The 16790-nt window shown below is 54.8% G+C and carries 17 protein-coding genes and 3 pseudogenes; 14 read left to right on the forward strand and 6 right to left on the reverse strand.

Going from position 1 to position 16790, the window contains the following annotated elements; genetic code table 11:
• The 4 genes and pseudogenes from GOW92_RS23845 to GOW92_RS23860 all read left to right on the forward strand — a co-directional run.
• Nucleotides 1-265, forward strand: a pseudogene (locus tag GOW92_RS23845) (DDE-type integrase/transposase/recombinase); the annotation flags it as partial.
• 40 nt (nt 266-305) lie between these two features.
• Nucleotides 306-542 carry a replication initiation protein RepC gene (gene repC / locus GOW92_RS23850; protein WP_368040328.1) on the forward strand — a complete coding sequence of 79 codons (237 nt, stop codon included), beginning with the start codon at nt 306-308 and terminating at the stop codon, nt 540-542.
• Between the two features lie 89 nt (nt 543-631).
• Nucleotides 632-982, forward strand: coding sequence for a hypothetical protein (locus tag GOW92_RS23855; RefSeq protein WP_170498835.1), 351 nt, complete (start codon nt 632-634; stop codon nt 980-982).
• A gap of 26 nt (nt 983-1008) precedes the next feature.
• Nucleotides 1009-1521: an RES family NAD+ phosphorylase gene (locus tag GOW92_RS23860; protein WP_170566066.1), complete on the forward strand. Its 513-nt coding sequence runs from the start codon at nt 1009-1011 to the stop codon at nt 1519-1521.
• A 107-nt stretch (nt 1522-1628) separates the two neighbouring features.
• On the opposite strand, the gene GOW92_RS23865 is transcribed toward GOW92_RS23860, so the two are convergent.
• Nucleotides 1629-2792, reverse strand: coding sequence for a hypothetical protein (locus GOW92_RS23865; protein WP_170566068.1), 1164 nt, complete (start codon nt 2790-2792; stop codon nt 1629-1631).
• Nucleotides 2793-2838: 46 nt separating this feature from the next.
• Between GOW92_RS23865 and GOW92_RS25490 the strand changes: the two are divergent.
• Nucleotides 2839-2925 (forward strand): annotated as a pseudogene (locus tag GOW92_RS25490) (IS6 family transposase); the annotation flags it as partial.
• Between the two features lie 34 nt (nt 2926-2959).
• Here the strand turns inward: GOW92_RS25490 and GOW92_RS23870 are convergent.
• Together GOW92_RS23870 and GOW92_RS23875 are read right to left on the reverse strand one after the other, a co-directional pair.
• Nucleotides 2960-4276, reverse strand: coding sequence for an HlyD family type I secretion periplasmic adaptor subunit (locus tag GOW92_RS23870; RefSeq protein ID WP_170566071.1), 1317 nt, complete (start codon nt 4274-4276; stop codon nt 2960-2962).
• Entirely contained in the window at nt 4276-5973 is a 1698-nt protein-coding gene (locus GOW92_RS23875) for a type I secretion system permease/ATPase (protein WP_170566074.1), read from the reverse strand. Before GOW92_RS23875 ends, GOW92_RS23870 begins: the two co-directional genes overlap by 1 nt.
• A gap of 791 nt (nt 5974-6764) precedes the next feature.
• Here GOW92_RS23875 and GOW92_RS25440 point away from each other — a divergent pair.
• From GOW92_RS25440 to nadC, 6 genes and pseudogenes are all read left to right on the forward strand, one after another.
• Complete coding sequence (locus GOW92_RS25440; RefSeq protein ID WP_368040329.1) at nt 6765-6872, forward strand: DDE-type integrase/transposase/recombinase; 108 nt, start codon at nt 6765-6767, stop codon at nt 6870-6872.
• 68 nt (nt 6873-6940) lie between these two features.
• Nucleotides 6941-7316, forward strand: a pseudogene (locus GOW92_RS23885) (IS6 family transposase); the annotation flags it as partial.
• A gap of 315 nt (nt 7317-7631) precedes the next feature.
• Nucleotides 7632-8546, forward strand: a complete 915-nt coding sequence (locus tag GOW92_RS23890) for an NUDIX hydrolase (RefSeq protein WP_217356584.1) — start codon at nt 7632-7634, stop codon at nt 8544-8546.
• Nucleotides 8547-8623: 77 nt separating this feature from the next.
• Nucleotides 8624-9595: a quinolinate synthase NadA gene (gene nadA, locus GOW92_RS23895; protein WP_170566080.1), complete on the forward strand. Its 972-nt coding sequence runs from the start codon at nt 8624-8626 to the stop codon at nt 9593-9595.
• Nucleotides 9592-11130, forward strand: a complete 1539-nt coding sequence (locus GOW92_RS23900) for an L-aspartate oxidase (protein ID WP_170566083.1) — start codon at nt 9592-9594, stop codon at nt 11128-11130. The genes nadA and GOW92_RS23900 overlap by 4 nt, the downstream gene beginning before the upstream one ends.
• 3 nt (nt 11131-11133) lie before the next feature.
• Nucleotides 11134-12003 (forward strand): carboxylating nicotinate-nucleotide diphosphorylase, encoded by an 870-nt coding sequence (gene nadC, locus GOW92_RS23905; RefSeq protein ID WP_170566086.1) that lies wholly within the window; start codon nt 11134-11136, stop codon nt 12001-12003.
• Nucleotides 12004-13087: 1084 nt separating this feature from the next.
• Here nadC and GOW92_RS23910 read toward each other — a convergent pair.
• Both GOW92_RS23910 and GOW92_RS23915 read right to left on the reverse strand, forming a co-directional pair.
• Nucleotides 13088-13372 carry an ArsR/SmtB family transcription factor gene (locus tag GOW92_RS23910; RefSeq protein WP_170566089.1) on the reverse strand — a complete coding sequence of 95 codons (285 nt, stop codon included), beginning with the start codon at nt 13370-13372 and terminating at the stop codon, nt 13088-13090.
• A gap of 24 nt (nt 13373-13396) precedes the next feature.
• Nucleotides 13397-13630 (reverse strand): hypothetical protein, encoded by a 234-nt coding sequence (locus GOW92_RS23915; RefSeq protein ID WP_170566092.1) that lies wholly within the window; start codon nt 13628-13630, stop codon nt 13397-13399.
• Between the two features lie 1250 nt (nt 13631-14880).
• On the opposite strand from GOW92_RS23915, the gene GOW92_RS23925 reads away from it, so the two are divergent.
• The gene (locus GOW92_RS23925; RefSeq protein WP_170566097.1) at nt 14881-15183 is read left to right on the forward strand and encodes a hypothetical protein; all 303 of its coding nucleotides are present in this window, start codon (nt 14881-14883) and stop codon (nt 15181-15183) included.
• Nucleotides 15184-15396: 213 nt separating this feature from the next.
• On the opposite strand, the gene GOW92_RS23930 is transcribed toward GOW92_RS23925, so the two are convergent.
• Entirely contained in the window at nt 15397-15741 is a 345-nt protein-coding gene (locus GOW92_RS23930) for a hypothetical protein (RefSeq protein ID WP_170566100.1), read from the reverse strand.
• Between the two features lie 235 nt (nt 15742-15976).
• Here GOW92_RS23930 and GOW92_RS23935 point away from each other — a divergent pair, with 235 nt between their 5' ends.
• Together GOW92_RS23935 and GOW92_RS23940 are read left to right on the forward strand one after the other, a co-directional pair.
• Entirely contained in the window at nt 15977-16141 is a 165-nt protein-coding gene (locus tag GOW92_RS23935) for a hypothetical protein (RefSeq protein ID WP_170566103.1), read from the forward strand.
• Nucleotides 16142-16479: 338 nt separating this feature from the next.
• Nucleotides 16480-16788, forward strand: coding sequence for a hypothetical protein (locus GOW92_RS23940; protein ID WP_170566106.1), 309 nt, complete (start codon nt 16480-16482; stop codon nt 16786-16788).
• The last annotated feature ends 2 nt before the right edge of the window (nt 16789-16790 follow it).

Here is a 16790-nt window from a genome sequence, read left to right on the forward strand (position 1 = left end):
CCAGGCGTGAGGTCGCGCCGGGGTTAGATCATTGGTCGCACAAGGGCCTCAACAATAGAGCTGAAAACAGTCATCTCCCTTTCCGAAAGCGGGAAAGGACGATGCAAGGCCATCGCTCTCCTGGAGGGTTGCAAAGGTTCGTGACGACCCACTCAGCCATCCGCAATTGCTTCAGCGTCCCCGCTGCCGACGTTCAGCCTTAACAATCCGTTATCACCGTCTCGAGGCCTTTGACGCCTGGAATGTCGCCACCCAAGCAGCTTGAAATCTGTGCATCAGCACTTCTTTGTGGACTGGATGTTAACGTGACAACACCGCTTCGGGCTATCGCCGGGATCTCCGAGGATGCCTGGACCGTCACGCAGAGAACATTCGGGCCAGAGATTGCGGCAGCAGTGATCGCGCTGATCTATGACAAGCACGCCACCGGAGAAGTTCTGTCGCCGGGTGGTTATCTCAGGGGCATGGTTGAAAAGGCAAGGGCAGGGGATCTGCATCTCGAACGCAGTTTCTATGGCCGTTTGAGCGGGCAGGCTGCGTGATACGGTCCGCCAAATTGCCGCACCTAAGTCGGGCTGATCTTGAATGTCAAGATATTGAACGATATATTGTGGCAACAGGAGTGACAAATATGGAAATGCGTGATCTTGTAGAGGACAGGCTGATCTCACCGGATCGCTTGGCCCGGCACCTGAAAACAACCAAGCGCGAGATTGGTGAGACACTGGGTATTGCCCCGGAATCCCTATCACGGCGGCAACGCATCGCGTCCGTTTCAGTTCAAACCTCTCTGCGGCACTTGGTCGAAATCCTGAATGCCGTTGCTCCAGCTGTCGGGAACTCGCTCATGGCCTACGCCTGGTATCGATCTGAGCCCATCGTGGGGTTCGGCGGGCGAACGCCGGAGGAAATCGTCAAGGACGGCGAAAACGAGGCTTTAAAGTCTCACATCCTGCGGCGTCTGGAAGGCGGCTACGCTTGAAATTTGCGACTCGCGTTCAGCGCACGGTGATCCGCGCCGCAAAACCGCGGTGGTCCTATCTGCCGACGTCAGGGGAGGGGGCTGCGCGCCGCGGAGGGCGATTCAACCGGATTGGGGAACCCACACTTTACACGTCGCTCACCCATGAAGCGGCGGCGCGAGAGGTGCGCTTCAGCCTCAATCAGGAACCTTACACCTTCTATTTTCTGGCGGTGGATTGTTGTCAAATTGTTGATATGACCAGCCGGGATACCCGAAACGCTTTAGGCATCTCCTGGAATTATCTGGCCAATGACAACTGGGAGTCAGAAATGCATCGGGGTCTCAACCCGTCAACCCATGTTGTTGCGGACAAACTGAAGGCCGAAGGATATGCTGGTATTCTAGTCAACAGCTTCGCACCAGGGGCGACACCAGACGATGTAAATCTGGTCCTCTGGAATTGGGAGGCAGTCGAGCAATTACCATCTGATAAGCCCAATGCCGTGATGGTCCTGCATCGGGATGACCTGCCCAGCAGTGACGCATCCTGGAAGTGATATCGTACGGCCGACTACAAGAGGCCCGTTATTTCAGCGGTCTGAGACCGGAAGGCGCTTAAGTCCAAATGCTATTTGCTCCGTATCTCTAGGGCGCAAGGCTTAAGTCAAGGTATGGTTTCAATCCAAGTCTTAACCGCGTCAATCAAAGCTTGGATCTTTGTTGGGTTAAGGGCGTAGTATCCACCCGTGGCTGGAATACTCCACTTTATTATTGTATCGACAGCTAGGTCCATCTTCTTTCCAACCCAACTTATGAAGCGCTTCCAAGCCTCAGTGAGTTTTTTTAATGCCGCGCGAACTAAAGACCTGTCAGGTCGCTCGGTTTCGGATTGTTCGGCGATTTCATCTACTGCCGCCCAAAGGATAGTAAGGCTTTCCTGCGAGGAAGTGGACAATTGAAGTCCTTCAGGTGGGTTGTTACCGCCGATACCAAGACGGTTTTCCGAAAGTGCCGGGGAACGGTACCGCGATAGTTCAGACAACGAGTGTCGTACGCCAAATAAGGCCTCGATTTTCTCAATCTCTCGCGCAACGTGCTCGGGCCCTTCTTTCCAATCATCATTTGAAAGTGTCGAAGCAATCAATCGGCTGAGTTCCCATGGCATGGGCTCACCGTCGTGAAATGCCTTGAACCATCTCAACCAGAAACCCCATGTCTTGCGGTCCGACTCAAAGAAATCGTCCAAGTTAGAGTAGTCACTTGAGATACTGTTTGGGCGACCCTCAACGCCCCATAACGGTGGCCATACATTTGGAGATGCCGCGTCTGATGTAGCTATCCTACTTGCCTCTTCAGCGCCTGCCAGCCACGCCAGCTCCCAATATCCACCTCCAAATTCGACTGTGTGATCTACTTCGCGAAACCCGATTGCCCACGATATTGCATTGCAGATCGCGTTTTCGCCAACTTCGCGTCTGAGCGTACCTTTCTCTGGTAGCTCATCGTCATAGAGCGCTTTCCAATCGCTCGGATGCGTCGATTGAAAAATTAACTGATTGTTGTGGACTCCTTGAATCGAAGCTTGGGCAGTGATCCCGCCAAACGCCAAAGAAGGGGCTTTTCTGGCCGCATGCAAATCAAAGCTCCCCACGGTAGCAATGAGCAAGTGGTGCAACAGTCGCAAAGAGTTTCTTTGGTCAAAGGGCACTTCCCCGATCGCGGCGGGGAATGCCCGAAGAGCCATGCGCGCGGCAAACCAAACCCGAGTCTGTCTATCTTGTTGTGACAGCCAGGATCTGCAGGCCTGGTCGTCAACAATTTCAAACACCAAGGCCTCCCATCGAAAACTCCTTTTCTAACTTGCTTTTGGCGGGATCACGGACAAACTGCGCTCATATGGTGCCGAGAACAGTCATTCGCCATTCCGAAAGCGGGAAAGGACGATGCAAGGATATCAGTCTCAGCCTTGCCAAAGTTCGCGACGCAACCGGGCAATCATTCGCGGAACGCTCTGTTGAAGTAGTCCGCCAGAGGTTTGACGAGGTAAGACAGGGGTGTTCGTTCGTCCGTCTTTATCAAGGTTTCCACCGGCATACCGGGCAAGAGTTCCTGCCCATTCAGCCGTTCGACCTGACCCTCTTTGGGCACCACTTCAGCACGATAGAAAGTCTGGCCGGTGTTTTCGTCGGTGAAAGTGTCGGCCGAAACGGTGATGACCAGGCCATCGATTTCGGGTGTTTCGCGTTGATTGAATGCGGGAAAACGCAAAACGACGGGTTGTCCCACATGCAATTGATCCACATGGATCGCATCAACTCGAGCTGCAACCAGCAAAGGAGTATCCTGAGGAACCAGATACATCATCGGTTCAGCAGGCTGGACCACCGATTGCAGGGCAAAGACTTGACTGCCGTAGACAGCTCCCGAAACGGGAGCCCGAATGTCCAACCGCGATAGGCGGGTGTCCAGAGACAAGCGCCGTTCGACGAGTTCGGAAATCTGAGATTGTATGTCGCGCAGGGTCGCAATTGCTTCTTCCCGTCGCGTCGCCTCCAGTTCGACAATCGAAATCTCTGTTGCGGAAATCTGGCCTTTTAGTCGCGCAACGGTCGCTTCCAATCGCCCGATATCGCCAGTCAGGCTGGCTTCTTCCCGCAATAGGGCCGAAACCCGGCTGGCCTGCGTGAGCCCGCGCTGAAACAGGCTTTGCTGATCTTCCAGTTCTTCCTGAATCAATTCGACTTGTCGGCGCAGAGAGACGAGCTGGGCTTCGGTTCCTTCGATTTCGCTCTCGGTCTGAATGGTTTGTTTACTGAGCTGTTCGGTTTTTTGGGTCAGGGTGTTCAAACGTGCTTCGAACAGACGCTGCTGTCCAGCGATCAGTTCGGGGTCGATACTTTCCTGTTGCTGAATCTCGGCCAGACTGGTTCCCAGATCTTCAGAACTCGCTCCATCACGCTCAGCCATCAAACGGGCGCGGCGTGCCAGAAGCTCGAAAAGTTGCGCTTCTACGATGGTTTTCTCTGACGAAAGAAACGTGTCGTCTAATCTCAGCAGCAAGTCGCCAGCCCCGACAGCATCGCCGTCGCGCACATAGATTTCTCCTACGACGCCTCCATCGGGGTGTTCGATCACCTGACGGTTGCTTTCAACCTCGATGATGCCCTGCGAAATGATTGCGCCCGCCAGCCGTGTTTGAACGGCCCAGACGCCCAAACCACCGACCAGAATGGCCAGGGCGACAAACCCAACCAGTGCCGGGATTGTGATGCGCCAAACCGGGGGCGTGCCTTTAGCTGCTGCGTCCTGCATCAATTCCCCACTTTGCTGAAGTTGCGTTTGATCGCTCCGGCGTTTTGAACCATTGCATTCAGCACTTCGTCCCGGGGACCAGAGGTCACAATCTGCCCACGTTCAACGACTGCAAGATCATCACACTCCGAAATGGCCTGAGGCCTGTGCGTCATGATGATCACGGATTTATCTGCCGCTTTGAGCTCGCGAACAGCGGCGTTCAGTGCTTCGGTACCGTCTGCATCCAAGGCCGAGTTTGGTTCATCCAAGATCAATAGAATTGGGTTACCGTAAAGGGCGCGCGCCAAAGCTATCCGCTGCTTTTGCCCACCGGACAGTTGACTGTCATTGCCTTCAAGAATGGTGTCGTAACCCTTTTCCAGCGTGAGTATGAGCTCATGCGCATTGGCTTTCTTGGCGGCTGCTACGACGGCGTCGGGGTCCGGGTCTTCGGACATGCGCGCAATGTTCTCGGAAACCGAACCATTGAATAGAGTGACAGCTTGCGGAAGATAGCCGATGTGCTGGCCCAGATCGTTCGGGTCGTACTGATCCAGGGTGGCGCCGCCCAACCGGATTTCCCCGGCTGCCGGCTGCCACAAACCCAACAACGCTTTGGCCAATGTTGATTTGCCCGAACCGCTTTTTCCTATGACTCCAAGAGCTTTGCCCGGATCCAGATTTAGCGTGACATTGCGCAATGTCGGGCTTTCTGCTCCCGGTGGAACGACGGTCAGCCCCGTGGCAGCCAATCGGGCCTCGGGTACGGGCAGTTTTGTGCGTTGCGCTTCGGGCGGGGTTGCATCCAAAAACCTGTTCAGAGACGTCCAGGCGGTGCGGGCGCGTTCGACCATCGCCCACTGTCCTACGACCTGCTCAACCGGCGCAAGTGCGCGACCCAACAGAATCGACCCCGCGATCATCGCACCCGGTGTCAGTTCGTTGCGGAGCACCAGCAAAGCCCCCAACGCCAGCATTGCGGATTGCAGAAACAGGCGTAGCGACTTGGTCACGGACGAAAAACTTCCGGTCCAGTCGCTGGCGGCGATGTTCTGTTCCAGTGCGCTTGTCCGTTGCCGTTGCCAGCGCCGGGTGATGTCTTCTTGCATACCCTGCGAACGCACCACTTCAGCCGCTTGTCTGGCGTGTTCGGAGAATGAGTTGGCCCGCGCGGAGGCAGACTGAGCAGCGGCGACTTTGCGACGGGTCAACGCCTGGTTGAGCAGAGCGATGACAATCAGCAAACTGCCCCCACCGACTGCCAGCCAGCCCAAAAGGGGGTGAAACAGAAAAATCGCGGCAATAAAGACGGGTGTCCACGGTATGTCCATTACCGCCAGCAAAACCGGCGAAGAACACAGCTTTTGGATGGATTCCAGGTCCCGCAACGCCGTTGCGGGTGCTGCGCGGGCCCGCGGGTTCAACGAACGCCGCATCGTTGCGTCGAATACGCGTTCGTCCAACTGCGACTGAAACCGAGCGCCAAACCGTGCGACAATCCGACCGCGCGCGAAATCAAGCATTGCCATCAGGCCGTAAAGAAGTGCCACCAGAAGGAACAGCGCCGCCAGCGTCTCGACCGCGCGCGACCCAAGGACCCGATCATAGACCTGCAGCATGAATAAAGGTCCGGTCAGCATCAATAAGTTGACGAAAATGCTGAACAGGAACGCCAGAGCCAGGAAGGTCAGGCCCTGATTTCGTGCATTTCGCATTTCGTGTCTTGGTTGTGCAGTCATACGGCTATCAAATTTCAAGTACGGGACTTTCGTAGTTTCATTACTCTGGCGGTCTGGTTGCCCGCTTTGCCTGTGCTGAACGCACAAGGCGTGATTGAATAGCGCTGAGGCAGAGGGTCAGCCTGATCTAAAAAGATCGGCATCTCCAAGCATCAAAATGAACGAGATTTCGCCGGCTCCAAACATTAGGTTCTCTTTCGCCCGCAACACGCAGGTTGGCAGAAGAAAGCCAAAAGTTCTACAGAAAAACCCAGTCAACCCCCGCCATGATGGGCAGGGCATACATTTGCTGTCACAGCAACTTCCCGGGCTTAATGACACCATAGCGAGTAGGGACATCAATCCTCATCCGCGTCCTCCTGCTCTGTTTTTTGCCGCACAGGTTCCTCCAGCCTCCTTCAGAGCCTCACGAACACTGGCTTCAATTTCACTCAACCTATGAGTGCATAAAAAATCAAATTTACGCAACAGTTTAATAAAAACGGAACTGTTGCATTAACTGAGCCTTTACCTGAGGTCCGGGCAGAAAGGACCAGACATGAAGCGCAAACAAGCAGTCAAACATCATCAATTTCCCGCAGTCATCATTCTGTGCGTTTCGGATGAATTTACGTGGCACGTTTCCGTACAAGGACGCAGTCGATTTGCTGACGGAGCGTTGCGTGCATGTTAACCGCTCAACGGTTTTTTGATGGGCTCGTAAGTTTACCCCTCAAATCGCGGATGGTATTGGAGGGCGCCGCCAATGGGCGGGGCTGAACCGGCACATCGATGAGACCCACCTTCGCGTTTGCGGGAAGTGGCATTACCTATTCTGGGCGATCGAACGGCACGGTCATCTCATCGACTTTCGTTGGATGTGTCGCAATCCATGAGGCCCAATTAACGAACATGAGTGATCTGACGTTTGTTCCAGTCGAATAGATCTCAAACAGGTTTCAACATGATCTCATTTAAAGGCTGCGATTTCCCCAAGGATGCGGTTCTGTACGCTGAGTACTTCTATCTTCGGTAACACGGTTTCCTATCGTGACTTGGAAGAGATCATGGCCGAACGTGGCGTGCAGGTGGACCATGCCACATTGAACAGATGGGTTTTGAAACACGCGCCGATCGTCGGTGCCCGTGCGCAATCAAAGAAACGTCCAACTCAGAGCTCATGGCGCATGGACGAAACCTATATTTGTGTGTGCGGAAAGTGGATGTATCTTTATCGAGCGGTCGACAAAGCGGGAAACACTCTTGATTTCATGCTGACTGAGCGACGTAATCGTCCAGCAGCCACCAGGTTCTTTGCCAAAGCACTGTCGTCAAACGGGACACGCCGTATCGCAGATAGAAAAACACCGCGTGTAAGATCACATCCTTTGGAAGATGCGCGCCCTTAGATGAAATTGCCACGATCTACCGCCCTCTGTTTTGGGTAGTCCCTTACCAGACCATCGATCAGATCGACAGACAGACTACAGAGTTTGCGACAGAGCCGATGCGCCGACAAACTGGCCGCATTGTGCAGTTCTCCGCTGGCACCCGTCAGTGATAACAGTTGCGCGTCTTTCGCGCAGGTTGATCCGCCTTGGTATTTTCCGCAAGCAAAGGTTTAAAATACAGGTTAGAAAGCAACATTGAGACCAATGTATAACGACATTCAACACATAGGAAATTCCTTGCCAAGCGGACTAGCCCCTGCCGAACTGATCGCCATCCTGACGGCTGTGACTGACAATCAGCCGCGGGTTATGACCCTGCGTGGTGGTGAGGCGTTGCCTTCAGGTCCTTTCGAGTCCTCTCATCACAGCCTGCAGAGTAGCCTGCGTGCCTGGATTGAAGCTCAAACCGGCCATCCGGTGGGTTATCTCGAACAGTTATATACCTTTGCCGATAGGGATCGCGATCCGCGTTCTGATAATGCCGCTCCCTCGCAGCGGATCTCGATCAGCTATCTTGGGCTGGTGCGGGAGCAGGACGCGGCTGGGGCGGGTCGCCCCGCGTGGCGGAGCTGGTATCAGTATTTTCCTTGGGAGGATCATCGCGACCGCAGCCCGGAGGAATTGCCACGCATTACCGAACGCCTCACAGCCTGGGCAGGGAGTGATCCGCTAAAGGTTCAGCGTGTCGGCTATCTGTTCGGCCTGAAAGGAAAGACCTGGAATGAAGAACTGGTTTTGCAGCGGTATGAGCTGATGTACGAAGCCGGGTTGGTTGATGTTCCGGAGTTTGGCCGTCCCATGGCGGGTGACAACCGTCGCATCCTCGCCACCGGCATTTCGCGTTTGCGAGCCAAAATCAAGTATTCTCCGGTAGTGTTTGAACTCATGCCCGAGAGCTTTACCCTGCTTCAATTGCAGCACACAGTTGAGGCACTGTCCGGCCTACATCTTCATAAACCCAATTTCCGCCGCCAGATCGACCAGCAGGAGTTGGTTGAAGAGACCGGTGAAATGTCCAGCTGCACAGGGGGTCGCCCGGCGCGTCTGTTCCGATATCGGCCCGCCGTCCTTGAGGCCCGCATGCTGTCGGGCGCGAGATTGCCTCTCTCCAGGTCCTAAGCTTCGGTTGACATAATCTCGAATCGAGAATAATTACCGCTTCCATGTACTCGAATCGAGTATAAACGGAGAAGCCAATGAGAGAATTTCGCCTTCCCGAACTCTATGACCGGGTTAAGCAGGTCATCCCTCCACCAGAATGGATGCTGTTTGAAGAGGACCTGGAAGCCATTCTTGAACTCAAGCGCGAGAAGAATGCGGTCATCCTGGCCCACAACTACCAGACGCCGGAAATCTTTCATGGCGTGGCCGACGTCATGGGTGACAGCCTTGCCCTCGCGCGCGAAGCCGTCGAGGTTGATGCTGACGTGATTGTGATGGCGGGCGTGCATTTCATGGCCGAAACCGCCAAGCTGCTGAACCCGGGGAAGACTGTTTTGATCCCCGATATGGGAGCGGGATGCTCGTTGGCCGACTCCATTACGCCCGAGGATATCGCCCGGCTGCGCGAAGCCCATCCTGGCGTGCCGGTGGTTACTTATGTTAACACTTCGGCAGCGGTGAAGGCAGCATCGGATATCTGCTGTACCTCGGGGAATGCAGTGAAAGTGGTGGAGTCCCTGGGGGTGCCGCGTGTGCTGATGATCCCGGACGAATATCTCGCCAAGAATGTTGCCAAAGAAACCGATGTTGAACTAATTGCGTGGCACGGGCATTGCGAAGTGCACGAGCTGTTCACACCTGACGACGTGCGCGCCATGCGGGATGCATGGCCCGGTGTCACGGTACTTGCCCATCCAGAGTGCCCGCCCGACGTGGTGGCCGAGGCAGATTTTTCGGGCTCGACTGCCGTGATGTCGGATTTCGTTGGTGCCAAAAAGCCAGCGCGGGTCTGCCTGCTGACCGAATGCTCCATGAGTGACAACGTGGCACTTAACCACCCGGAAGTGGAGTTCGTCCGTCCCTGCAATCTGTGCCCGCATATGAAGCGCATCAGTTTGCGCAATATTCGCGAGGCGTTGGAGTTTGGCCACCACGAAGTCACCGTCGACCCGGTCATTGCCGAAGATGCGCGCCGCTCGGTAGAACGGATGCTGGCGGTGAAATGATCCGGCTGGAGGAGCTTCACGGCCAGACTGCTATAGTCGGAAGCGGCATCGCCGGGTTGATGGCCGCATTGGAGTTGGCACCGCAGCCGGTTGTGTTGATCACCCGCGAAGGGTTGGGGCAGGAATGCTCCAGCGCGTGGGCGCAAGGCGGGATCGCCGCCGCCCTGGGCGCGGATGACAGCCCGGCGCAACATCTTGCCGATACATTGCGGGCTGGCGACAGTCTGTGCGACGAAACCATCGCCTCGGGCATTCTTTCTGAAGCGCACGAGGCAATCGCAGTATTGGAGCGGTATGGTGTTCGCTTCGACAGAACCGTAGACGGCGTTTTTTCATTTGGACGCGAGGCAGCACATTCTCGCCGACGCATCTTGCATTTTGGCGGCGACCGCACTGGTTCAGAAATCACTTCGGCCCTGAAGCGAGCCGCGCGGCAATGTCCTTCCATCACTTGCCTGACCGGCGTCGAAGCCCGGCGATTGATAACGACCAACGGGCGCGTCACCGGAATTCATTTGCAAAAAAAAAATCATGCCCAGGTTTTGGGCACAGCGCAGGTCATCATGGCGACCGGCGGCTGCGGTGGTCTGTTTGAAACCAGCACCAACCCTTCGGGCAATTTTGGCCAGGGTATTATGATGGCCGCGCGCGCTGGGGCGGCATTGCGCGACATGGAATTCATGCAGTTTCACCCCAGCGCTCTGGACACTTCGCAAACGCCACTGCCTTTGATAAGCGAGGCCGTACGGGGTGAGGGCGCCATCCTGATTGACCAAACCGGCAGGCGTTTCATGGCGCATGTCCCGGGTGCGGAACTGGCCTCACGAGACGTGGTCGCTCGCGCTGTACATCTGGTCATCTCAGAAGGCGGGCGAGCATTTCTTGATGCCCGAGAAGCGCTTGGGTCTGGTTTTGCCCAGCGTTTCTCGGGCATTCATGCATTGTGCGCTGCGATCGGTATCGACCCGGCCCACGAAGCGATCCCAATCCGTCCGGCGGCACATTACCATATGGGCGGCATCGCCGTTGACAAAGACGGGCAAAGCACGCTGCCCGGTCTTTGGGCCATTGGTGAATGCGCGGCGACAGGCCTGCATGGCGCAAATCGCCTTGCCAGCAACTCCTTACTGGAAGCAGTCGTGATGGGGCGCCGCGCCGCGCGCGACGTAGTCGGGCGCAAGATGCGAACACTGCCAACTGCACCCAAGGCTGAATTGTTGCTCGAGTCCGATCCTGGATCTGTTCGGCCGGTGGTTTCGGAGTACCTGGGCGTCGTTCGCGACGAGATGGGGTTAAACTGTTCCATCTCGAAGTTGTTGCCATTGATTGAAGCCAACGGGCGCGGCTCTGACCCGGCCCTCGTGGCACTTGCTATCGCGGTCTTTGCCAATCTTCGCTGTGAATCGCGTGGCGGCCACTTTCGCAGCGACTTTCCTGGTCCTGCGTCCCGGTCGCAATCAAATCTGATGACTTTGGCCGAAATTCTCGCCCATGCGGGTTCGGTCTGCCAAGATCCCATTTTGAGGACTGCCTGAACTATGAATGTCATACCCCTTGCCCCATTGCCCCGGACGATGCTGGAGCCGGTGATCCTCCGTGCTCTTGATGAGGACCTGGGGCTCGCCGGTGATGTCACCTCTACCGCTGTCATTCCAACGGATCATGCCTCGGAAGTCGTGGCCTGCGCGCGTCAATCTGGCCGTATTGCCGGGCTGGATTGTGCAGAATTGGCGTGCGCTCTGGTTGATCCGGATATCAAAGTGACACGCCATGTCGTTGACGGCGATCCTGTCGTGCCTGGGACAGTGATCGCAACGTTCGAGGGCCCGTCACGCAGCCTGCTGATCGTTGAGCGCACCGCGCTTAACTTCATGGGGCATCTTTCGGGTATCGCCAGCGTGACGGCCGATCTGGTGCGCCGCGTCGAAGGTACGTGTGCTGCTATCACCTGTACCCGCAAAACCACGCCGGGTCTGCGGGCGCTGGAGAAGTATGCCGTGCGAGCAGGTGGCGGCATGAACCATCGTTATTCCCTGAGCGATGCGGTGCTGATCAAAGATAACCACATCGCAATTGCAGGAGGTGTTGGCCCGGCCCTGACAAGAGCGAAGCAGAAAGCTGGTCACATGATTAAAATCGAGATCGAGGTGGACACGCTGAAACAACTGGCGGAGGTTTTGGAGATCGGGGCCGATGCGATATTGCTCGACAACATGGATCCGGCAACCCTCAGCGACGCCGTCGGTATGATAGACCGTCAGGCCATTGCCGAAGCCTCGGGCGGAATTACCCCGGACAGCGTGCGCTCGGTGGCAGAAACCGGGGTTGATCTGATTTCGATGGGCTGGATCACCCACAGCGCCCCCTGTCTCGATATCGGTCTCGATTTTGTGGCAAAGAAGGGATGAGCCGACATGTAAAACCTTGTAACTCTGTCACGAGGAGGGGTTTGGATCCACTCAGTGTGCGGTGCCAGGAGAGAATAACTTCGGTTGGTGCAAAGGGCAGGATTCTTTCTTGTTTCATAGCCGGAATATGACCGTTGTGGCGAGGACGATGGCTGAAAGGAACACCTTCAGGCGTCTGTCATAGCGGAGTACAGTAAGCCTCTATCCGTGTGTCTTGTCGAACGTAATCTCTCATTGGTTTACGAAAATGAATTTGGCGGCCAATGCTTCTTCGTCGGCGCGGAAGCATGGAGCCAAGCCCGGCGGCCACTGCACGTCGTGAACATTGGCGACTTGTTGGCTATCGATCTATGTCTTAACTGTCCTGCTACTCACGCGATCACCGAATGACCAATCTAGTTCGCTATTGAATCAACCAGCTCGATCAGTGATCAAACTCAAATCTATCAGCGGCCCGACATGCAGCGACGTAAAGCGCACAGTTGCCGCTGCCGAAAGCGAGCGCCACGCCGTCCGACTAATCGAGAAAGATGACCGGATCGACTTTGGTCAGATAAGGCCCTGTACCTCAGTCGGCCAAGCCAAATACCTCATGAAGCGGGGCGATTTCACCCTGAACCCCCGTTCTTTGTCCTGTACATTTCGGTTTTTGATGGTTCGGGTGGCGAGACCTGCGCGTCAACCGTGGCACAGGAACTGGGTGAGGCAGATCTGGAAAAGGATCTCTTTACAGAATTAACTTACAGAGTGTTGGCTCCGATCCAGAATGACAAGGCTCACACTCTGCGTCCCATCGGACCTTACCGCGCGGCCTCAACCGCTCGGTCTACAAATTAACAAGCCGCATTAGGCTTTGTGCCCCGAACCTGGGATCGAGAAACTTTTCCAAAAATTGGCACATCAAACAAAATGCCCGGGCATTCAAGCTCCGCGTGGCAACCAGGGTTTACAATCGAAAACGGTGAGGGGGATGTAAGGGAAGAGGCCGCAGCCGCGATAACAGCCATTTGTGAACCAACGATATTCATGCGCGCTACCACTCTCGATCATAAGCCAGTAGACCATGCATCGAAAAGCCACTTTGTCATTGCTCGATGCAGAACATCTCCCGGAGTTTTCCCATGATGTGGAATACTTTTTCATCCGAAATTCTGTAAAATACGGACTGCCCATCACGCCTTGCAGCGATCATCCCTTCCAGAACAAGCCCCGACAATTGCCCGGATATGACTGCGTGACTTAGGCGCAATTGTTTTTGAAGCTCTGTGGCAGACTTCTCACCGGTCAATAGGTGGCACAGTATTTTGAAACGTCGCTCATCTGACAGTGTTGCCAGCAAGTTCGCAGCTTCAAGCGCTTTTTCTTTCATCTCCACATGCAAGGGCCGGGTCCTTCAATCTATTTCATGGAAATCAAAGCAAACCGACCCGATCCCTTTCCCGTGTCGGTCAGAAATTTCGTGGTGGCCATCTTCGTATTCGCCATCCTCAAGTTTTTTGGCGACCTCCCGCAGGGCTTTGGCGGTCCATCCTGCGGTGACTTTCATACCCGGACCGGTTATGTCCAATTCGACATCGCACTTGATGCCGATCGTACCGCGGCCACCGGGAACGTAACTTCTGATCATATTAATTCCTGTTCTGTTGGTCGTTAGTGGTTTGCAGACACGCGTTCGTAGGGAATTGTTGGCTTGCGGAACGGTGCCCACCGCAGTGCCACCAAGGTTCAATTTCGCGTATGGCCGGTGTCTCACGAGTTCCCGGGGCGCTCGGCAACCAGTAATCCCCGTGCTTACCGGACAGGCGAAGCCCATACAGAATTCGTCGTCTTCCATAGTTTCTGACCAATTTCCCATCTCGTAATCCTTGCCACGCAATTTGTTACGTCCAAGTCAGTTATATTGTTAACTAAATGGAAACAATCAGGAAAATCCCGTAGCTTACGTTAGGTCACTTCCGGTTCCCGAGCGTGGCCCGCTTCGGAGTATCCGATGTCAGGGGTTTTGGCTCAGATGCTGGCCTGAGCTAAGGGAGGGTCTGTCATTTCTGTTTGGTTTGATTGAACGGCGACTTTGCGGTGACGCAAGCGCCGGGTTTCGACTGTCCTGCGATTGATTTTTCAGTTGGAGCAGAATGGTCTGGCCCCGTCCGACAGGTACCAGTTTCCAGCAGGATGTGGTTCTTGAGAGGCTGGCGTCGGCGCTCGATCTTACCATGGGTTTGGAAATGATGTAGCGTGCGCCACACGTGATCAATTTTCTGATCTTCCAGCCAACTGCCTGTCACTCCGTATGTGAGACGGTCACGCAAGTAAGACGTGGCTCGTGCAGCAAGGTAGAACGGGCTCTTGCGGGTACGAGAGCGTGACACGTCCAAAGCGACCTTTTGAAAATTTACCGGACGTTTTTTGGAAGTATCAGGAACGGTGCCTGTAATTGTTTTGTCGGGTTCGAACAAAAAAATGGCCCCAATTCAAAAGTATTTCACGGGCACATACTTATGTCCCGTTCAGGTCTTGCAGGCTTGTTTAAGAGTAAAATTCGTAATGATGGGGTACGATGTAAGGCCGGGAGGTGAGTGTGTGCGTTGTACCCAAGGAATGGCCAGCGCCATGCTCCCTCCTTTACCCCAGCAGCGTTGAAGAAGAACCTGTTTGCTTTTCTCACAACGGCCCATTCATTGAGTATTTTCCCCTTCGATAAACCCCTGGGTTCATGTGGCTGCGGTGAAGGGGGCTGTAGTGGGGTGGCAACCAATTCAGCCCGGAGAACCGAAGCAGAATTTCAATAATTTGAGCCGATTGCCGGAGCGGCATTGTGGATCATCGTGAGGTATTTACGATTGGTGTTGTGGCGGGGGTGGCAAGCAAATATTTTGCGTGGCTCCTGAGGATCAGGACGTTGAAGTCGAGCCAGTCTTGTCCAACAACAATATTGGATTTGTTGAGGTTGGTCGGCAGACAGATATCAATTTGGATACTTATCCGCCTGAGCGCGTCGGCTGCGAAAAAGGTGTGGGATCTGATGTAGCTGCAGACACGACCGAGGGCCCCGAGGGTGACTGGTTTTTTCAGCCGCGCGCCAGAGCAGAAACAACAAACTGGCAAATGGGCCAGAGCAAAAACAGAACTCCTGCCTTCTACGACAATCATAGCTTAGCGAGAGTTTCTAAATTTCTTTAAAATCAGATCTGTAAGTCGCGCTGAGATGGCACACACGGCCCCCGCACCAATATAGATATCTAAGCCTGGAGAATCTATTTTACCCATCACAAAGTAGCCGTAGGCCAATCCCACGATTAATGTGACAGTGAATTGCATTAGATAAGACGTCAATTGATGTGCCCTCTTTCTCGAGAATACAGAGAACGCGTGGCGCCTCGTTTTCCAAGTTTACTAATCTGGCGTTTCACGCCCCCGGGGGTCTCCTGAACTACTGAAGTGATTGTTGATCGAACTGGTGATCCCACCTAATGCTCCGAAGACGCCGCCGGTCGCGCCGACGGCAATTTCGTGGCATTTCGTGTCTCGCGTTCGCTTACGGTTGGTGGCAAAAACCTGACCTTGCTTGATATCCGCAGCGCGGGTTTTCAGGGCGGTGTCTTCCGTTTTTGGTATGTTCCCAAAAAAGGCCAAGCTCAATGTGAGCTTGGCAGGTGGGGTGGTTTGAAAGATACGACCATTGGTTTGTGCTTGCCCATACCGCTGGTCGATCTTTGAATAGGTTGTGGCGTGCTTCACGGGACGCGATCCTCAAAATAAGAGCACAACCTAAGGTAGAATATTGCTTTTTACCTTCGGGAATGCAAGCCCCCTTCGGGTTCTTTGGTTTCCATTGAGTAAACAATTCTTGACTCCTGAGCGGGAATCAGGAACCTTAAGTTCCCGTTGAAGTTGATCAGGAGGGGGGAGTTGAATGCCTGGTTTCAGGGCTTTTAACGCTGGATCGGCGCGTTCTGATAAATCTTACAGAGTAGTGGATTGGTTAAGCTGCCACGAGTTGGAACGGGCTGTCGTGAAGGATATTTTTTCCGCCTATTTCGCGGAGAAGCAACCCGATGCACCCGTGCAATTTGCCACAGATGATGCCTCGGCGAGGCATGTGACCGAAATCGGATCGCTACATGACTGCCTGCAGTAAATCATCGTTCCTGCATTCGCTGCAGGGTTTTTCGAGAGCGGCTTCGGGACAATGCGCTTCCTTCCCTTTGATGAGATGGCAAAGCGGACCGAAAACATCCGGAATTACTTTCGCAGTTTTCCAGCGCCAATCCCTGAAACGCCATTGCCGCGCATCAACCGCTGGACCGGGACCGACCTACGACAGCATCAAAACAGGAATACGGCCTCTGATTTGGTTGAGGACGTACACAGCGGGAGGAGGACTTCTTCTCCTTCCAATCTCAAGAGACAGGCACCGCGGTCTGGTCTCGAAAACCCGGCTGGAGCCAATCCAGCCTCAACAGGGGAAATACTCCAATGAACTATGATCTGGAAAAAGCAATGACCGACTTACACAGCCCCGTCAGCTTCGGTGGCGGCGGTAGTCAAGGGGATGGCGACGGTGCTCGTAACACCGGAGTCAACGGCAGCCGCGGTAGTATCCGACAAACTGGTCGTGGGAACAGAGCGCCAACAGCGCAAGAAGCACGCAATACCAGACGCGCATTGGGTGCCCTGGGAATTATCGCTGGCGGTGCCATTGCCGGAGGTGTTCGTGCAGCAGCAGGGGCCGCTTTGGGGTTGGCAGGGAGTTCAATGTTCTCGAGCGATCCAGAGCGACGCTGAGT

The sequence above is a fragment of the Ruegeria atlantica genome, assembly GCF_013032505.1.
Taxonomy (GTDB): Bacteria; Pseudomonadota; Alphaproteobacteria; order Rhodobacterales; family Rhodobacteraceae; genus Ruegeria; species Ruegeria atlantica_F.

What these genes read in the sequence shown, in the direction of transcription:
- GOW92_RS23855 (WP_170498835.1), top strand. Translation starts at nt 632, where the DNA reads ATGGAAATGCGTGATCTTGTAGAGGACAGGCTGATCTCACCGGATCGC.
- GOW92_RS23870 (WP_170566071.1), bottom strand. Translation starts at nt 4,276, where the DNA reads ATGCAGGACGCAGCAGCTAAAGGCACGCCCCCGGTTTGGCGCATCACA.
- GOW92_RS23875 (WP_170566074.1), bottom strand. Translation starts at nt 5,973, where the DNA reads ATGCGAAATGCACGAAATCAGGGCCTGACCTTCCTGGCTCTGGCGTTC.
- GOW92_RS23890 (WP_217356584.1), top strand. Translation starts at nt 7,632, where the DNA reads ATGTATAACGACATTCAACACATAGGAAATTCCTTGCCAAGCGGACTA.
- nadA (WP_170566080.1), top strand. Translation starts at nt 8,624, where the DNA reads ATGAGAGAATTTCGCCTTCCCGAACTCTATGACCGGGTTAAGCAGGTC.
- GOW92_RS23900 (WP_170566083.1), top strand. Translation starts at nt 9,592, where the DNA reads ATGATCCGGCTGGAGGAGCTTCACGGCCAGACTGCTATAGTCGGAAGC.
- nadC (WP_170566086.1), top strand. Translation starts at nt 11,134, where the DNA reads ATGAATGTCATACCCCTTGCCCCATTGCCCCGGACGATGCTGGAGCCG.
- GOW92_RS23910 (WP_170566089.1), bottom strand. Translation starts at nt 13,372, where the DNA reads ATGAAAGAAAAAGCGCTTGAAGCTGCGAACTTGCTGGCAACACTGTCA.
- GOW92_RS23915 (WP_170566092.1), bottom strand. Translation starts at nt 13,630, where the DNA reads ATGATCAGAAGTTACGTTCCCGGTGGCCGCGGTACGATCGGCATCAAG.
- GOW92_RS23940 (WP_170566106.1), top strand. Translation starts at nt 16,480, where the DNA reads ATGAACTATGATCTGGAAAAAGCAATGACCGACTTACACAGCCCCGTC.